12 protein-coding genes are annotated in these 18409 nt (G+C 49.1%); 6 read left to right on the top strand and 6 right to left on the bottom strand.

Annotated features, from left to right (window positions below):
* Positions 1 to 331: 331 nt before the first annotated feature.
* Positions 332 to 1459, top strand: coding sequence for a S8 family peptidase (locus B0475_RS03050; RefSeq protein WP_077409963.1), 1128 nt, complete (start codon positions 332 to 334; stop codon positions 1457 to 1459).
* Positions 1460 to 1491: 32 nt separating this feature from the next.
* On the opposite strand, the gene B0475_RS03055 is transcribed toward B0475_RS03050, so the two are convergent.
* Positions 1492 to 3894 (bottom strand): spermine/spermidine synthase domain-containing protein, encoded by a 2403-nt coding sequence (locus tag B0475_RS03055; RefSeq protein WP_077409964.1) that lies wholly within the window; start codon positions 3892 to 3894, stop codon positions 1492 to 1494.
* A 156-nt stretch (positions 3895 to 4050) separates the two neighbouring features.
* On the opposite strand from B0475_RS03055, the gene mfd reads away from it, so the two are divergent.
* The 4 genes from mfd (at position 4051) to B0475_RS03075 (ending at position 9783) form a co-directional block, all read left to right on the top strand.
* Entirely contained in the window at positions 4051 to 7479 is a 3429-nt protein-coding gene (gene mfd, locus B0475_RS03060) for a transcription-repair coupling factor (protein WP_157892665.1), read from the top strand.
* The gene (locus B0475_RS03065; protein WP_077409966.1) at positions 7476 to 8336 is read left to right on the top strand and encodes a CsiV family protein; all 861 of its coding nucleotides are present in this window, start codon (positions 7476 to 7478) and stop codon (positions 8334 to 8336) included. Before mfd ends, B0475_RS03065 begins: the two co-directional genes overlap by 4 nt.
* Positions 8333 to 8932, top strand: coding sequence for a YceI family protein (locus B0475_RS03070; protein ID WP_077409967.1), 600 nt, complete (start codon positions 8333 to 8335; stop codon positions 8930 to 8932). The genes B0475_RS03065 and B0475_RS03070 overlap by 4 nt, the downstream gene beginning before the upstream one ends.
* 65 nt (positions 8933 to 8997) lie before the next feature.
* On the top strand, positions 8998 to 9783 hold the full coding sequence (locus tag B0475_RS03075) for an enoyl-ACP reductase FabI (RefSeq protein WP_077409968.1): 786 nt from the start codon (positions 8998 to 9000) through the stop codon (positions 9781 to 9783).
* A 24-nt stretch (positions 9784 to 9807) separates the two neighbouring features.
* Here B0475_RS03075 and B0475_RS03080 read toward each other — a convergent pair whose 3' ends face one another.
* A complete protein-coding gene (locus B0475_RS03080) occupies positions 9808 to 10737 on the bottom strand; it encodes a TolB family protein (RefSeq protein ID WP_077409969.1) in 930 nt (309 codons plus the stop codon).
* A 248-nt stretch (positions 10738 to 10985) separates the two neighbouring features.
* Between B0475_RS03080 and B0475_RS03085 the strand changes: the two genes are divergently transcribed.
* Positions 10986 to 11510, top strand: coding sequence for a hypothetical protein (locus tag B0475_RS03085; RefSeq protein ID WP_077409970.1), 525 nt, complete (start codon positions 10986 to 10988; stop codon positions 11508 to 11510).
* Between the two features lie 6 nt (positions 11511 to 11516).
* On the opposite strand, the gene B0475_RS03090 is transcribed toward B0475_RS03085, so the two are convergent.
* From B0475_RS03090 to B0475_RS03105, 4 genes are all read right to left on the bottom strand, one after another.
* Entirely contained in the window at positions 11517 to 13277 is a 1761-nt protein-coding gene (locus tag B0475_RS03090) for a tetratricopeptide repeat protein (RefSeq protein WP_077409971.1), read from the bottom strand.
* Positions 13274 to 13519 carry a hypothetical protein gene (locus B0475_RS03095; RefSeq protein ID WP_077409972.1) on the bottom strand — a complete coding sequence of 82 codons (246 nt, stop codon included), beginning with the start codon at positions 13517 to 13519 and terminating at the stop codon, positions 13274 to 13276. Before B0475_RS03095 ends, B0475_RS03090 begins: the two co-directional genes overlap by 4 nt.
* Before the next feature lie 31 nt (positions 13520 to 13550).
* Complete coding sequence (locus B0475_RS03100) at positions 13551 to 14750, bottom strand: RtcB family protein (protein WP_077409973.1); 1200 nt, start codon at positions 14748 to 14750, stop codon at positions 13551 to 13553.
* A 421-nt stretch (positions 14751 to 15171) separates the two neighbouring features.
* Positions 15172 to 18333, bottom strand: a complete 3162-nt coding sequence (locus B0475_RS03105; RefSeq protein ID WP_198538090.1) for a S41 family peptidase — start codon at positions 18331 to 18333, stop codon at positions 15172 to 15174.
* Positions 18334 to 18409 lie beyond the last annotated feature (76 nt).

Consider the following 18409-nt stretch of genomic DNA (forward strand, 5'->3'; position numbering starts at 1 on the left):
TGATTCTGTTGCAGAAATACCGGTCAACCAGCCATTAGTTAACATGATTCTCATCTGTTTGTTGAATGTATTGGGTGTCACGCTCTGAAAACCTGAATTGAATACACGTGTGAGTGTAATTGTGCATTCATTCACACATAAGTCCGGAACATACTTGCAATATATATTACATTTTGCTATAAAGATTGTGCTCAAGGGGGAGTACGTATGGGTTAGTCATGACCTTAATGCCAGACATTAAAATTATAATCGGCACATTTTGACGCAAAAAATACCATTAATTGGTCCCTCCTGGCAATTTTATTATTCCAAACAGAAGAGAGGAGCAATTATGAGAAAAACCTTATTGGTTTCAGCCATCGGTGTGGCCATCAGTGGTCACGTTTCAGCCCAGGAATTGCAGCCATATGGCATCAGCAGTGACCTGGTCAATGTTCACAACCGTTGTATCGTCCGCTTCGATGATCAAACCCGTTCAACGGACGTGCGGGGTAAAGCCAATGCCATGGCTGCCCGCAGCAACGCCACCTTAAAACATGTGTATTCAAGATCCATCAAAGGCATGACCATTAACATGCCATGTGATGCGGCCAAAAAAGCCTTTTCCAGCGAGTCAGGCATCCAATCATTCACCCCTGACAGCGTGGTCAGCATCTCACGTGGTCGCCCAGGTGGTGGTGGCGGTGGTGGTGACAGCCAACAGGTATCCTATGGTACCCCACGTGTGGGTGGTCCATTGGATGGCACCGGTTACACTGCCTGGGTCATTGATTCTGGTGTGGACCTGGATCATCCTGACCTGAATGTTGATGCCAGTCGTGGCTTCACTTCCATCAGTAATGGTGGTATGGATGATCAAAACGGTCACGGCACCCATGTGGCCGGCACCATTGGCGCCATTGATAACACCATCGGCGCACTCGGGGTCGCTCCCAACACCACCATTGTGCCGGTTCGAGTACTGGACCGCAGGGGGTCAGGTTCAACATCTGGCGTAATTGCCGGGGTTGATCATGTGGCAGCCAATGCCGATCCGGGTGACTGCGCTAACATGTCATTGGGTGGTGGCGTCAGCACCGTTCTGGATGATGCCGTAAAAGCAGCCGCCAGTCAGTCAGGTGCCTACTTTGTGCTGGCAGCAGGAAATGATGGCGATGATGCCAATAACCATTCGCCTGCACGGGCCAATGGCAACCGTGTCTACACCATCTCAGCGGTTGACTCTAACGACAACATGCCTTCCTGGTCCAATTATGGTAACCCGCCGGTTGATTATGCTGCCCCGGGCGTGGGTATATTCTCGCTGTGGAAAAGCGGTGGTACCAACACCATCTCAGGAACCTCAATGGCAGCGCCTCATGCCTGTGCTGTGATCATGCTGAACAACGGCAACCCAGGTACCGACGGTACCGCGGGCAATGATCCTGACGGCAATCCTGATCGCATCATCAGTCTGTAGCACAGTCAATGATCCGCGATCAAAAGCACCCTTCAGCGGGGTGCTTTTTTTTGTCCGGTGAATTGTTGGATGATGGCGGTGGAATTATACTCAGGATCATTGGCATACAAAGCCTCCAGAGCCATGTTGGCCAGTTGTGGCCGATCCAGGTTGTGTCTGGCACCCTGCGCTGCCATGATGAGCAGTTGTTGATGATCGGCCAGTTGTGAGTGCAACAAGGATCTGACGTTATACACATTCATCTCACGCAGGGTTTTTCTCAGCATCGGTAGGTTGCTGCGTTGCTGAATCCAGTATTGTTGCAATGGATCGGCAATGCCCTTCTGATACACATAAACCAGGTCATTGGGCGTCAAACGCCACAAACTGCTGTGTTCAAACTGTTCGGTGAAGGCCCGTGCCAAGGTAGTCAAACCCTGTTCAGAAAAGCGGTATTCCGGTACCCATTGGACAAAGGCACCGCCCGGATTCAGGTGTTCCCGAATCAGTGCATAAAATTCAGGAGTCATCAGGTTTTCCACCCCGGCCACCCAAAAGTTAGACGGAATGGAAATGATCATGTCATAGCCCTGATCGGTCTGGTGCAGGAGTTTGACCACATCCTGATGAATCAGCCTGATCTTTGGATTCTGGCTGGCCTGATAGGTAAAATCATCAAATAATGACAATTGATTCAGAACCGCTGAATTGATTTCAGAGACATCCACCTGCTCAACATCCGGCTGATGTGCAAGCATTCCGGCAGTCACTCCGGTACCTAAACCAATGATCAGGACCCTTTTGGGTGACTCTGTGAGCACATAGGGAAACAAACCCAGCAAGCCATTGCCCTGTAAGTCTGCCAATGCCGTGTCACTGTTGGAACGGCCATTGATGGCGATCATGCGTTGAGCCGTGGTAGAACTTTCAAACACATCAACCCTGCCTTCAGGCTGCACCGCTGTGGCAAGCCAACTGTCATGACCAAACCATGCCCACAGTTTTTGCCGGGCCGTTTCAGCACCGTCTACTGCCTGCCAATCGCTGTCATTGGTTTGAAAGTAAAACCCTAATGCCAATCGTTTCTCCAGATCATGGGGCGGTTTGAAGCCAACCCACGCACCCAACAGCAGAGCACACACACAGCACAAGGTAACACGCCTGATGCTTTGTGGCTGAACGGCCAAACTGGCAACCAGACCCATCAATGCCATGACCGCCAGAAAAAACAGAAAAATCTGCTGGAAATCAAACCATTTGAACAGCCAAAACCCACCCACCAGTCCCCCCACCACAGTGGCCATTGTGGCCACGGCGTAGAGATCTCCGGTGGTTTTACCCAATGCTGTGGACTGGTGTTTGCTGAAATGAAAAGCCCAGGGTAACAGCATGCTGGAGGCCAACACCGGCAGAGCGATCACCAACAGAGTCAAGAAAAATCGGGCAATCAGCAACCATTGATGTTGATCAGTGTGACTGAACAGCCATTGTTTTAACTGCAGATCAGTGTACGGCCACCAGGCTAAGCTGTAATAAATCAACAACCACAACCCCAGCATCCACCAAGGAACCCAGGCAAACAGCCGATGGGCCAGGTGTAACCAACGCCCTGCAAGCCAGGCGCCTAAACCAACTGCGGCCACAAAAGCACCCACCACTGTGGGATAGGCATGGTGCGAGCCCTCGGTAACGATGGCAAACAAACGGATGAAGTAGGTTTCCAGGGCAATCAGTAGAAAGCCCGAACAGGCCGCCACCACCAGCACACAGGCTTTATTAACGGAGTGGATGTCGGATTCCACTGCAGCCTCTTTGACCACATCCTCTGAAACCGGCGTGTTTAAACTTACTTGGTTGTTTCTGCACCAGATGATCACCAACAAGCCAATCAATAGATTCAGGGCACCCAACGCATATGACGTGACGGCCAGGCCATGATGCTCAAGCAAATAAAAGCCCGCCAGCACCACCCCGGCAAAAGCGCCCAAGGTATTGATGGCATAAATGCGTGCGTGGGTGCGGCTGGCAGTGCGGAAACCGGAACTCAGGCCTTGTGTCAGGTATGGCAGGGTCACTCCCATCAATACCGCTGGTGGGCCAATGAGGACAGTTGTTAATGACCAGTCAATCACCGTCACAGGAATGCCCGCTGCCCCCAGCAGTGGTAAACTCAAGGTGAACATCCAGGGAAACAACATGGCCCACGCACCTATGATGCATTCAACCTGACCGTAACGTTTCAATTCCAAACCAACAACATGCGACGATCGCAGACCTGAAAACCAGTATCCAACACTCAGTGCGGTGAGAAAAACGGTGAGGATCAGGACGGACGCACTGGCGTCAGAACCAATGGCGAATGACAGATAGCGCTGCCAGATGGTTTGATAGACCAAGGAACACAAGCCAGTCAGGGCCACTGCCAGGTAGATGAAGTATGGTGGTTTTGCAGACACAATGCAGATCGTTTGATTTGGTTTATGTAATTATAATGGAATCCATTGTCAGTTGACAGCAGCCATGTGAACCATCGGTTGACATCGACTTATCTGTCAATGGCGTTTTAATGTGCTGCTAAAAACGGTAAAATGCCTGCCCGATCAGTCAAACCCATGAATATGCTATTTCCCACATCATTTGATCATACTGCACAACAGGACTGGCAACACCTCAAAGGGCTGGCCTTGCCAATGGCGATCGCCGAATTTCATGAACGACATCCGGGGCTGTTGGTGGTGTTAACAGACTCGGTACATCACAGCCGTATACTCGAAGCAGAAATTAAACTGTGTTCCACACAAAAGCACCTGGATGTGTTGCACTTTCCGGTATGGGACACCCTGCCATATGATGTGTTTTCACCTAATCCGGAGATTGTTTCTGAACGCATGAAATTCCTGGCTCAGATCAGCATGGTAAAACAGGATGCTGTGGTGGTGATGCCTGCACAGAATCTGATGCAGCAATTGCCGGACAAGGATTTCATCATCGGTCGCAGCCTCAATGTTCAGGTGGGTGATGATTTTGACCTGCATCGCTGGCGCAAATTGTTTGAGAAAAACGGCTACGTACATGTCAGCGAAGTACGTGAGGCTGGTGAATTTGTGGTTCGTGGTGGTGTGCTTGATCTCTTTCCCATGGGTGGGCAGGACGCTTTTCGCATCGAATTGTTTGACGACGAAATTGAAAGCATTCGGATATTCGATACCGACACCCAGCTGACCATCCGTGAAACGCAGGGCATCCAGGTGATGCCGGCCAATGAATTTCCCTTTGATGACAAAGCCAGGGAATTATTCCTCAGTCGTTTTCGTGAGTGGTTTGATGTTGATACCCGTAAGAACACATTGTACCAGGACGTCAGGAAAGGATTGAAGTTTTCCGGTATTGAACAATACCTACCAATGTTTCACCAACAACTGGCTGATATTTTCAGTTACCTGCCAGAGGATGTGGTGTTCATTCACTGTCAACAGACCGCTCCCATCCTGCAGACCTGGGAAAAGCAAATCAAAGCCCGTTACGAGGAGCGAAAGCATGATGTGCAACGACCGATACCTGCTCCGGAACATAATTACCTGAGTGCCGATACCACGCACCAAAACATCCTGTCATTTCAAAACATCTGGGTTAACCAGCCACAACCCGGACAAGCCAGTGGGGTTTCAGTTGATTTCAACAGCCAGCTACCCATCCGATACAATGCCGAGACCCATGATTCACTGGTTCAGTTCGCTGATCAGTTCAAACAGCGATTACTGGTCACAGCAGACTCACTGGGACGTCAGGATCTGATTCTGAATAAACTCAAGTCCAGTCAGCAGCCATTCACCATTTTTCCTGACATCCACGCTTTTATCAACAGCGAAGCAAAACGCGGGGTGTGCATCGCTCCCATTGAAAATGGTGTTCATCTCCGGTCTTTGCAATTGCAGATCCTTGATGAAGGCAGCCTGCTTGGACAGCGGGTGACCCGTCAGCAAAAAGTCAAAAAATACAAAGCCAACCCAGAAGACATCATCAGCAACCTGACGGACTTGCATCTGGATTCACCGATTGTCCACATTGATCACGGGGTGGGCCGTTACCGTGGGCTGAAAATGATGGACTATGAAGGTGAGGCAGAGTATCTGGAAGTTGAGTACCTCGGAGGCGACAAATTGTTTGTCCCGGTGTCCTCATTGCACCTGGTCTCGCGCTATTCGGGGGCCAGTGAAGAAAATGCCCCCTGGCATAAGCTGGGCTCTGATGTGTGGAGCAAAGCCAAACAGAAAGCCGCCAAAAAAGTCAAAGACGTGGCCGCCGAGTTACTGTCTTTGTATGCCAAGAGAGAAGCTGCAGGTGGCGAATCAATGCGGGTCAATGAAGACGACTATGCTCAATTTAGTGATGGTTTTCCTTTTGATGAAACCGAAGACCAGCACAACGCCATTGAAGCAGTGATCAAAGACATGCAGGCTTCGACCCACATGGATCGTGTGATCTGTGGTGATGTGGGCTTTGGCAAAACAGAAATCGCTTTGCGGGCGGCCTTCATCGCTGCCAATGAAGGAAAACAAGTGGTGCTGTTGGTACCCACCACCCTGCTTGCCCAACAGCATTATGATAATTTTGTAGACCGTTTTGCGCCATTTCCTATCAAAGTCGAGCTGTTGTCACGGTTTGTCTCCGGCAAAGCCACCAGGGAAATCCTTGCGGCCTGTGAAAACGGACAGGCCGATGTCATCATTGGTACCCACAAACTCATCCAGAAAGGAATTAAATTCAACAACCTGGGACTGGTGATCATTGATGAAGAGCATCGATTTGGCGTCAGGCAGAAAGACCGGCTGAAACAACTTAAAGCCGATGTGGATTTCCTTACCCTGACTGCCACACCAATACCCAGAACCCTGAACAGCGCGCTGTCCGGTCTGCGTGACCTATCCATCATTGCCACTCCGCCTAAAGCGCGACTGACGGTCAAAACCCAGGTCATTGAATGGCAGAACAGCATCATTAACGAAGCCTGTACCCGCGAGATTCAACGGGGTGGGCAGGTCTATTTCCTGCACAATGATGTGCAGTCCATCGAGCAAATGGCTGAAACCATTCAAAAAATCAATCCTGGTGCCAGGGTTCGGGTTGCCCATGGCCAGATGAATGAAAAGGAATTACAAAATGTCATGGTGGATTTTTACAAACAACGATTCAATGTGTTGGTGTGTTCCACCATCATTGAATCCGGTATAGATATTCCCAATGCCAACACCATCATCATCAACCGTGCAGACAAACTGGGTTTGGCTCAATTACATCAGTTGAGAGGTCGGGTTGGTCGCTCACATCATAAAGCCTTTGCCTACATGATTATTCCCAGTTGGAAAGCGATTTCCCGGGATGCCAAAAAACGCCTTGAAGCCATTGAATCACTTGAAGAACTGGGAGCCGGCTTCACCCTGGCCACCCACGACATGGAAATCAGGGGTTCTGGTGAATTACTGGGAGAGGAACAAAGTGGACAAATCCAGAGCGTTGGCTTCAGTTTGTATTGTGAAATGTTAGAACGTGCTGTGGATGCATTGAAAAAAGGTGAAGACATTGATTTATTGGATGACAACCAACAGCACACCGATATTGAACTGAACATCCCTGCCCTGATACCGGACAGTTATGTGTTTGATGTATTCACCCGATTGACTTTTTACAAGCGCATGAATAATGCCCGTACAGCAGATGCACTGGATGAGATCAAAGTCGAGTTGATTGACCGTTTTGGCCCATTACCCGAACCTGCCAATCACTTGTTTTATGTATTGAAGTTCAAGCAAAAAGCAAAACAGTTGGGTATTCAGTCGTTGGTCATGAATGAGGATTTCGCCGATGTGAAATTCAAAGCTCAAAACGATGCTTTTTTCGCCCGACTGATTCAGTTGATCCAAAAACACCCTGAAACCTTTAAGCCCCTGCCTGCAAACGGACTGCGTTATCAGGGTGATTTCCAATCGGCAGAACAACGCATCGACGCAATTCACCATTTATTTGATATACTGCATACATGAGAAAAATCATCCCCTTCTTGGTGCTGTTTACCACAGCACTCCCTGCCCAGGAATACCACCTGATCACTGATGAGACTCCGGTTTACGATGTTGAAGTCATTGTTTTCGCTCGCTTGTTGGGACAACCTGAAGCCAGTACATTGAACCCCAAACCCACGTCGCTGGAGCTGCCTTATCGTGAAGTGACAGCCATTGATGAAAGCTGGTTGATGTTTCAGCCTCACCAAACCACAGTGCTGCAGACAGATGGATCAACTGAACAACGCAATGAACAAAACCCGGAAGACTGGCAAGTGCCGATGGATGAAAGGCAACAGGAGCCCGAAACTGAGGCATTGGTATGGGTCCGTTTTGCCGAAAACAGTGAGCACCCGGTCACTGAACGATTGGCCACCAATCCTGGCATGGCGCCTTTGATGCAAATGAAATGGCGTCAACCTGCCACGCCGTTTCTGAATCCAGAGTTTGTTCGGGTCAGTTCTGTTTGGGAACCAACGGCTCAAGAACAGTTGATAACTGATGCATACGGTGATCAAACAAACCGTGTGGAACCAGGCTACAACGTTGATGAAAGCGATTTGTCAGGCACCACTGATCTGTCCACACCAGCAGCAACCACTTATGCTGATTATGCCTTTGATGGCGCAGTGGCCTTCTCAGAGCAAAGGTTTACCCACATACAGGTTAAAATGAATTTTTACCGACAGGACAACAATGGCCAGCAACTGACATACAGCATTGATCAGAAAAGCCGCATCAGACTGGGTGAATGGCATTATTTTGATCATCAGCAATTTGGCATACTCACCAAAGTCATCCAGGTTGACATTGAACCACAGGAGAACGAAGAATCATGAACCGCAAATCCATCATCACGGCCTGTCTTTGGCTCGTTGTTATGACAGGTTGTCAGCACAGCAACGAAAAACCCTCAGAGCCACCTTACATGAACTGGCAATTACAGGCGGCTGCATCGCAATTCAGTTTTTTGTCTACCAAAAATGGTGACCACACCGAAGAACACACCATTCGGTTTGATCAGGGACTCATTGATCAGCAGGGACAGTTAAAACTGGCACTGGATTTGACCACTGTAGACACCATGATTCCCATCAGGGATCAACGCATGCGTGATATTTTATTTGAAGTAAAAGACTTTCCCAAGGCTTACATATCCAGTCAATTGGATGAACAAATGCCACTGCTCAAACCATTTGCTGTGGACTTCATGCTCGACCTGCATGGCACCCGTCAATCCATGAGTGCTCAGGTGTTGATTCAAACGGTTGGAGATCAACTGGTGGTGACCAACTTCGAACCGGTGCTGGTTAATGGTAAAGACTTTGGTCTGGATCCGGCGATTAACCAACTGACCAAAATAGCAGGTCTGCGCAGCATCAATTACGAGGTTCTGGTGGATTTCAAACTGGTGTTTGAAAAAGCAGCTAATTGAAGTCACGCTGTAGAAAAGGTCGGTTAAAGAAAGTATGATACTGGTCTTTTCTAACAGGAAAACACATGGGTATTCTTACCGGTAAAAAAGCCCTGATTGTAGGGGTTGCCAGCAACCGCTCCATCGCCTGGAGCACCGCCGAATTCATGCACCAGCAAGGTGCTGAACTGGCTTTCACATACCTCGATGACAAATTGAAAAAAAGGGTAGATAAAATTGCCGAAGTCACTGGCTCGGAGATTGTCTTGCCTTGTGATGTGCAATCTGACCAACAGATCGAAGACGTGTTTACTGAATTGAAAAAACAGTGGGACGGACTGGACATCATCGTCCACTCGGTTGGTTTCGCCCCTCGTGAATTATTGCAGGGCAGTTACCTGGACAACCTGACCCGTGAAGGATACCAAACCGCCATGGACATCAGTTCATACAGTTTTGCCGCGCTGGGTAAAGCTGGCCGTGAAATGATGCAGGGGCGTGATGCTTCATTGCTGACCCTTTCATACCTTGGTGCAGTTCGGGCAATGAGCAATTATAACGTCATGGGCGTGGCCAAAGCCGCCCTGGAAGCCAATGTCAGATACATGGCACACGCTCTGGGAGCAGATGGCATCCGGGTTAATGGTATTTCAGCAGGACCGATCAAAACCCTGGCTGCTTCAGGTATAGGAAACTTCAAAGCCATGCTTGACCATGTCGCCCATGCAGCACCGCTGAAACGCAACGTTACCCAGGAAGACGTGGCCAAGGCTGCTGCATTTCTGTGTTCAGATTGGGCAGCCGGAATCACCGGTGAAATCACCTATGTGGATTCTGGTTACAACATCATGGCCATGACTGAATTGGGGTAAACCCTGAGTTAACCGGCTGATGACTCAATCATCAGCCGGCCATGACTGACCTGCTGGTGGCCAGTCAATGTGATAGACTTTGTGCCAGCCATTGCTGCCTGTATTGACCCATTCCATCCATTCTGAGAGCGTCAGTTTGTTTGCCAAAACAGCTTTGTCACTGCGACCACTTGTCCAGTATAGTTGCCCTGATGCGGCATCGTAAAACGGACAATAATCCAGTTGTTCAGAGTTGATGGTGTTTCCCAGATTTTGCGCTGGTTGCCATTGCCCCGCCACTTGCTGGCTGACATATAAATCACCACCACCGTGGTCATCTGCGCGGCCAAAAGATGAAAAGAACAACCATTGTTCATCCGGGCTGATGAACGCATTGAATTCATACGTGGCTGTGTTGATGGCATCAGGCAAAGGCACAGCAGGTTGGTAGACGCCGTTGTTCAGCCGACTCACAAAGATATCTTCTTTACCGGGTGCATTGTCCCTCGATGCTGTGAAATAAAGATGTCCCTGGGCAGTGACGCTGGGATAAAATTCATTCCCTTGTTCGGTGTTGATCTCTGCTGGCAGTCGGACTGGTTTCTGCCATGGCAGACTGAGGGATTGTCTGCTGACCACCCATAAATCAAATTGTTCACTGACACCGTCCTGCTGAAGGTTCCTGTTGGAGGCAAAAAACAACTGCAGTCCATTGGGGTGTAAAAAAGCCTCGAGGTCTTTGAATTGACCAGAAAAAGACGCCACTTCAGGCTGTGACCATTGACCATTGTGATGTTCAAGACGCACGATAACCGAACTGTCTTTGGCAACATTTTCCATGGTTACATACAGTTCCTGGTGATCATTTCTCAGGGCATAATCCCTGACATGTACCCCTGGCCAATCAAAGGCCACCTCTGCAGATGCAGCCAACCCAGTCAATAAACTCAATATCCATGTCAATACAGTTTTCATCAGTCACCTGTGCACCTTGAAATGATTCATTGTCACACGCCATTGTAGGTTTGACAATCGCTACACGTGTGAACAAAACCTGTTTATTTTGACCAACGGCAGTAAATACCCAGCCTGGATGGCAAATTAGAGTGTGATCTTATTAACATTTTTATGCTTTTTACCAGTTTTTACCAGCAGCTAAACGCCTCAACACATCAATTACCGATAAGATGTCGATCAACAAACACACAAGAGGGTTATGTACCATGAAACACCATAAAAAAAGCGCCATTCTGATCTTAATCATGTCATCATTCAATTTGTGGGGACATGAGTTTCTGACTGAAATGCTGGTATATCCTGAGGATACGATTGCTTATGATCCGGCCATCACGTATGACATCATTCAAACCATTCACCTGGATGAACAAGCGCTTTTAGCCGGGGTGCACAAAGAGTTGGTCAAAAAAGAAATCAAACGCATTGCTGCCAAATCTCACCGCCAGGTTAATCCCAAATTCATCGAATGTGACGATTGGGATGTGGTTTTTAAAACCTGCGGGGCTTTTGATCATTTCAACCAGGCCAGATCCATGGCCATCGATATTTGTACGGGGTTATCGGTTTCGTATGCCGAGCTGTATCCAGATGGTTTGATTCCCCAGTTTTTGGGACCTTTGACATTCATAGATGGTGGATCTGCAGCTGCCAATCATCATGATGATTATGATTTCAGCCAGGGCCTGAGTTTTAATTGTGTGGCTGTGATTTCCAATCTGGCTACTGAATAACAGCACCTACCGGGCTGACAGGGACATTTCCTTGGCCAGGTTAAGCACCTGATCCAGTTTGTGCTCCAGTTCACCCCGGTCTTTGTTGTCCAATGATTCATGAGAAAGGATAAAATGGCAGGTTTTCACCACCTGCCGCCAACGGGGATTGGCTGGCATCTTCTCTAATTCCAGGTATTTATCCAGAGAGCGGGTTCGCAAGGTGCCATTATCGACTGAAACGGTCCACGCCCTGCTCTGTTCTGCCAGTTCAATGCGATCCTGACCGGTGTTTTTTTCCCAGCAAGCCAGGGCATCAACCATCAACTCAACCAGCATAACTTTGAATTGTTGTTTTCGCTCTGCCGGATCTGCTGATTGACTGTGTTGCTTGATTTCCTGTTCTTCCTGCATCATGAACAGTTGTTGGCGGTGATGCTTGATCGATTGCATCAGCGCGGCCCGTTCTTTGCGTTTTCTGAACACATACATCATCAGTGTCACCGCCAACAACAGGATGACCAGCACTGCCCACAAGGTGGCATTGGTGAGTTGTTGTAGCTGAACTGATTGGCGCGCTGAAATCAACTGCTCATTAACCAGATCATGCTCAATTTGTTGCAGTTCAATCTGGTGTTGAACATTGCTGAGTTGCTGATCATATTTTTCCTGTAAAAACAGTTCCCGGTTTTGCTGGTATTTTTTCAGGTAAACCAAAGACTTGTCCAAGTCCTCAGGCCGGTAAAGATCACTGAGCAATTCATACAGTTGGCTGAGCGTTTGATGGTCTTGAATCTGTTCAGCCAGGCTAATACCTGTGATGATCAAACTGATGGCTTGCTGGTCCGCTTGTTGGTGCTTTTTGATGCGTGCCAGGTCAAGATAAAACCTGGCCTCATGCGGTAAGTCATACTGCTGGTGCAGTGCCTGTGCCTGTAGATAAAATGGTGCTGCCACTGCAAATTGATCAGCGGCCAGATACATTTGCCCGATGTTGGCCAGTGCCCTGGCCTGAGCCTGAGGTGATCTCCTGGATTCAAAAGTAGCCAGAATTTGGCGCACATAACCGGCTGCCGCTTCCGGCTGCCCTTTCCGTGAATGGGCTTGTGTCAAGTCTTCGTAAAGGTGTGAAATACGGTCAAGCACCCGTTCATCAAAATCTTCAGTCTGGGCATAGGCCAGGTATTGGTCCATGGCCTGTTGATAATAATTCAATGCCTGATCATGATCTTCCAGTGCCACATGGACCAAAGCAATGTTATTCAGGGTGTTGCCCACCTGATAGGCATCACCATGACTCAATTTGATTTGCAGGCTTTGCTGATAATGGTGTAAGGCTTCGGTGTAGTGACTGAGTTTGCCATGTACCAAGCCCAAATCGTTGTGGCTTTTGCTGATCAACAGCGGATCACCCAATTGACCAGCCAGTTCGAAACCAGCCTGCAGATGCTTCAGGGCTTGTTCATAAGCACCTTTGAAATAATGAAACTGACCTTGTTTGCGATGCCAGTTGTAACGCACATCGGTCCGCTCATTGAATTTCGGATGCTGACTGATTGCTTGCAGATAGCTGTACTCTTTTTGACGGTGACCCAATACATGATGAATTTCCACAAGTTGCAACCACAGGTCAAGCCGGGCCTCCGGATGGTCAATCAATGCCTGTTCACATACTGGCAATGCCAGTTGATGGTCACCTGCCCTGATTGCCTGTTCACAGTCTTGCTGTGCCTGGACAGTGTAGCTGGTTAATGTAACAAAAAAGGCAACCCAGTAGCGAAACTTCATGGATGTTGAGCAGGCAATGAAAGCTGTTTATCATAGCAAACATCCACAACAACCAGTTCACAAAAATCATTATCAAGCGGTTCTGTGGAACACAAAAAAGGGCCATAATCCCTGGCCCTTAGTTTTTGTTTGAATGACTGCTTATCCTGCTGTCGTTTGGCTTTGTTGGATTTTTCGTGCACCCCACCCTTTCTCATGATGGGGGCTCGAGCCACCTGGTTTCTGATTGGTTTTTTTGGCATAATCATGCTCCTGTTGGTGATCTTGCGATCGTTAACCTTTCACACACACCACTTGTTTCAGGGTGTGCACCACATCCACCAGATCGGCCTGATTGGCCATCACCTGATCAATGTCTTTGTAAGCACCTGGAATTTCATCCAGCATGCCCCGGTCTTTGCGGCATTCCACACCGCTGGTTTGATGTTCCAGATCACGCACTGAGAATGACCGTTTGGCTTCAGTGCGGCTCATGGTGCGACCAGCACCGTGAGCACAGGAACAAAACGAAGCGGCTGAACCTTTGCCTTTGACGATGTAGGACCTGGCGCCCATGGAGCCAGGGATGATGCCCAACTCATCCTGCCCGGCCCTGATCGCACCTTTGCGGGTAACGATCACCCGTTCACCATAATGCGTCTCATGTGAGATATAGTTATGGTGACAGTTGATGGCTTTTTTCGTCAGGGTGAAGTTTGGTAATGACGAGGCTTTTAGGGCATCGACCACCAGTTTCATCATTTCCTGCCGGTTCACCCAGGCATATTCCTGAGCCCAGTTCACCGCCATCACATAATCAGTGAAATGTTGACTGCCCTCACTGAAGTAAGCCAGGTTGGTATCGGGCAGATGTTGCTGATGACGTTGCATGTCCTTTTTTGCCAGGTTGATGAAGTAACGCCCAATGACATTACCTACTCCCCGGGATCCGGAGTGCAACATGATCCACACATCATCGTTTTCATCCAGGCACAACTCAATAAAATGGTTGCCACCACCCAAGGTACCCAACTGACGGTGCCAGGTGTGGTTAAAGCCTTTGAGCATTTTCATGATCGCCGGGTGTTTACCCACCAGTTCATCCAATGGTTTGTCCAGCCCATTAACCGTCGAACGGTTGACCACGCTGCGTTTGTGCCAGTTGAAGCCAACAGGCACCCGTGATTCAATCCGACTGCGGACCTGATACAGGTTATCCGGTAAGTCACTGGCGGTCAGACTGGTCCGTACCGCATTCATTCCACAGCCGATATCAACCCCCACTGCAGCGGGAATCACCGCATTGAGTGTTGGGATCACCGAACCGACAGTGGCTCCGATGCCCAGATGAACATCCGGCATCGCCGCCACGTGGTGATGAACGATCGGCAGGTTGGCGATGTTGACCAATTGGTCTATCGCCTGGGGTGCAATGTCCTCGGTGAAAATTTTCACCGGCACCCTGGTTTTGTTGATTTGTTTAAAAATTGGCATAATTAAATTCCTTGTAATTCAATCAGGCCTTTGCCCTGTCAGGGGCATAAAAAAGCCTGAAATACAATGCATTTCAGGCTTTATCAAGTCTGAAAGGCATCACGAACATGCCTTCCAGAAAATATGGTTGGCAGGCGCTTATTGGATTGTCTTCTCGGTTTGTTGCATGTTTAAGCCTCCTGTATGCGGTAAATAAGTGATGATCTTGGGACTTCGTTCAAGTTTGTCCTGACAAAATTGAAAGCGGCCACGGCGATCATGTATTAAATCAAACGCGCGACCTCTGATTTTACTGAGTAAAACCAACCGGGTCGGCGTGTCGAGCTGATCATCAGCTCTCCTTGGTTATAAAACATCCCCTGACCCACATGTCAGGGGATGTGTATTTTTCACGTTTGACGATTAAAGTCAAATAAAAACATCACTTTTGCCCAAAATCAGTGGGTGCCGGAGGCGCGTTGATCAATGATCTTGGGTTGGTTTGCAGATCCTTGAGCAGTTCTTCTACCGCCCGTTCGATTGATGGATCACGGCCCGCTGCGACCAGTTCTGGACGATCGATCACCTCAATGTCCGGGGTCACACCTTCATTTTCAACCGCCCAGTTACCTTCGGTGTCCATAAAGCGAAAGGTCGATGCCAGAATCGAGCCACCATCGGCCAGATTGGGGTTGCCACTGATGCCAATCAAACCGCCCCAGGTACGGGTTCCAATGATTTTACCCAGGCCAGCTTTGCGGAAATAATACGGCAAAGCATCGCCACCAGAGCTGGATTGACCATTGGTCAGCATCACTTTGGGACCGTCGTGGGCAATCAGTGGAGTGGCATTGCTGTCTAAATCCAGACCACGGCGTTTCCAGTAGTTCAATGTGGTACGGGACAAAATCTCAATCATGCGGTCAGGAATAAAACCACCGCCGTTGTAACGGTCATCGATGATCAACGCGTCTTTGCCGATTTGTGGCAGCAATTGCTTGAACAACTCACGGTTGCCATCAACAGCAGTGTTGGGCAAGTGCACATAGCCAATGCGACCATCAGACAGGCGATCCACCATGGCCCGACGACTGTTCACCCAATCCAGATAACGCAACTGGCTCTCTGAAGCTATGGGTTTGACAAACACTTCTCGGGCACCGCTGGTACTGGGCTTGCTGTTCACCTGCAGACTGATGGTGCGGCCTGCGGTATGCTCCAGTAATTGAAAAATATTCTTCACTGATTGGGTGCTTACCCCATCAATACTGATCACAAAATCACCCACTTTGGCATCCACCCCAGACGCAGTCATCGGTGAGCGGCGTGCCGGAGTCCAGTTTTCACCGGCAAAGATTTTGGTGATTTCAAAGTAGCCACTTTTGTGGGCTTTGAATTCAGCACCCAGTAAACCATTATCCTGGCGTTTGACTGCCGGCTGATCACCTGAATTCACATAGATGTGTCCGGCGTTCATTTCACCGGCGATTTCACCAAACACATAATCCAGGTCGGTGCGGTGCCTGGCGGCTTGGGCCAATGGCAGGTACTTGTCGTGGATTGCCTGCCAGTCCATGCCATGCATACCCGGGTCATAGAACCAATCACGCAGGATACGCCAGGCATCGGTGTACATTTGCCGCCATTCTACGGCGGGATCAACCTTCAGGGTCAGGTGGGTTAAATCCAATTTGTCATTGAGCTTCTGTTCAGCAGCAGCTTTGATCACACCGTAATCACCGCCTTTTTGCACCAGCATGTATTCACCATTGGCGCTGAGCTGATAATTGCCAACACCTTCAATCACGGTTTGGGGGTCTTCGGGCTTTCTGAGGTCAATCATTTTCACGGTGTTACCGTTGTTGTTGTGGACCACAAACACCGCATTGCCGTTGTTTTGCAGGTTGAAATAGTTACCGGCCTGACCAGGTAAGGCATGCACCCGATTATCGAACCCGGCAAACTGAATGTTCACCTCTTCTGCAGGTTTAACTTCTTCACCATGGGCGGCACTGCCAGCAAATGGGAACAATTCAGGTGCGCTGTCATTCAGAGCGGCAGCATACACCCGCGTGGCTTCATGATACAGGTAGTTGAACTCGTAGCTTGAGAATGACAGGTTGTAATCCCGGTTAGACAGGAAATACAGGTAATGACCATTGGTGTCAAACACCGGTGAGAAGTCATTGAACGCAGCACTGGTCAGACGTTGGCTTTGGCCTTTGTCAAGGTTGTGAACAAATACCGAACTGAACCCGGAATTCTCTGTTTTGGTGTATACCAGCCAGTTGCTGTCCGGAGACCAGCTGTAATCATTGATGTCATTGCGGCCGGAGTGGTCGGCTTTGCGGACCTTTTTCTTGCCAAGGTCGACCACCCACAAGGTTTGGTTGGTGTCGCCATATGCCAGGCGCTGACTGTCAGGAGACCACACTGGAGCATAGCGCCAGGTATTGCCATCTGTGGTCAATTGGGTCACCGCACCGGATTCAACTGCTTTGACATACACTTCGTATTCACCTGAGGCATCACTCAGGTATGCCACGTGCTGACCATCCGGAGACCAGCTGACTTCAATTTCACGTGCAGCAGGAGTGCGGCTGAATTCACGGATTTCATTGTGTGCCGTGCTGGCTTTGAATAATTCACCCCGGGCTGCAATGATGACTTCTGTGCCATCCGGCGAGAGGGCCATTGAATCAATCTGATCTTTGACCTCTTTGCGCATCGTCAGCATGCGCTCCTGATTGGCACTCACGGTGATGTCCAGTTTGCTGGTTTCACCGGAACCCGGATCAAAACGCCACAGGTGTCCACCATTTTCATAAACAATGGCGTCAGGACCAGCGGAAGCCCACAATGCATCAAAACCATCATGATGGGTGACTTTTACAGGCTGGCCACCTTTGACATAACGATACAAATTCAGGTAGTAGTCCCGGTCACTGAGGAAATAAATGTCCTCGCCCACCCAAACTGGTTGATGATCAGTGGCATCATGGGTTGTTAACCGTTCACTGCTGTTGTTTTCAAGGTCATACACCCAGACGTCCTGTGCCCGGCCGCCACGGTATCGTTTCCAGGTTCTGAACTCACGATCTTTGGGGGTGTACACATATTTTTTACCATCCGGTGACAACATCCCGCCACCGGTTTCTGGCACCGGTAACGCCTGTTCCATGCCACCATCAACTGGTACCAGGTAAGGTTGACCCATGCGGATACCCCATGGCAACCTGTTCGCCCTGACCAATACATGCTGATCATCAGCCGACCAGTCCAGAATTCGGTAATCATAACCGCCTCTGGGAGGCATGGCACCGACATCGTTATACCAGGTCAGTTGAGTGAGTTCACTGCCATCGGTATTCATTATATATACTTGGCGATTGCCTGTATATTCAGCGCTGAAAGCGATTTTGGTACCATCTCTGGAAAACTTGGGAAAAGCTTCAAATCCTTCATGAGCGGTCAGTCTTTTGGCCATTCCGCCTTGAACTGAAGCCACATAAATGTCCCCTCCATAGACAAATGTAACTTGCTCTTTGTGGATGTCTGCATAGCGCAGCAGTGCTGTGCTGCCTTCAGCGTGATGTTCAGCCATCACTGTGAAGGAGCCCATGCACAAAAGCGTGGCAATTACTGTCTGTAAGTGGTTTATCAGCAGTTTTTTGAAAATC

The organism is Marinicella sediminis (assembly GCF_002000055.1).
Lineage (GTDB): Bacteria > Pseudomonadota > Gammaproteobacteria > Xanthomonadales > Marinicellaceae > Marinicella > Marinicella sediminis.

Bases quoted from the DNA above. Each gene is read 5' to 3' on its own strand.
- B0475_RS03050 (WP_077409963.1), top strand. From the start codon at position 332: ATGAGAAAAACCTTATTGGTTTCAGCCATCGGTGTGGCCATCAGTGGT.
- mfd (WP_157892665.1), top strand. From the start codon at position 4,051: ATGAATATGCTATTTCCCACATCATTTGATCATACTGCACAACAGGAC.
- B0475_RS03065 (WP_077409966.1), top strand. From the start codon at position 7,476: ATGAGAAAAATCATCCCCTTCTTGGTGCTGTTTACCACAGCACTCCCT.
- B0475_RS03070 (WP_077409967.1), top strand. From the start codon at position 8,333: ATGAACCGCAAATCCATCATCACGGCCTGTCTTTGGCTCGTTGTTATG.
- B0475_RS03075 (WP_077409968.1), top strand. From the start codon at position 8,998: ATGGGTATTCTTACCGGTAAAAAAGCCCTGATTGTAGGGGTTGCCAGC.
- B0475_RS03080 (WP_077409969.1), bottom strand. From the start codon at position 10,737: ATGAAAACTGTATTGACATGGATATTGAGTTTATTGACTGGGTTGGCT.
- B0475_RS03085 (WP_077409970.1), top strand. From the start codon at position 10,986: ATGAAACACCATAAAAAAAGCGCCATTCTGATCTTAATCATGTCATCA.
- B0475_RS03090 (WP_077409971.1), bottom strand. From the start codon at position 13,277: ATGAAGTTTCGCTACTGGGTTGCCTTTTTTGTTACATTAACCAGCTAC.
- B0475_RS03095 (WP_077409972.1), bottom strand. From the start codon at position 13,519: ATGCCAAAAAAACCAATCAGAAACCAGGTGGCTCGAGCCCCCATCATG.
- B0475_RS03100 (WP_077409973.1), bottom strand. From the start codon at position 14,750: ATGCCAATTTTTAAACAAATCAACAAAACCAGGGTGCCGGTGAAAATT.
- B0475_RS03105 (WP_198538090.1), bottom strand. From the start codon at position 18,333: ATGGCTGAACATCACGCTGAAGGCAGCACAGCACTGCTGCGCTATGCA.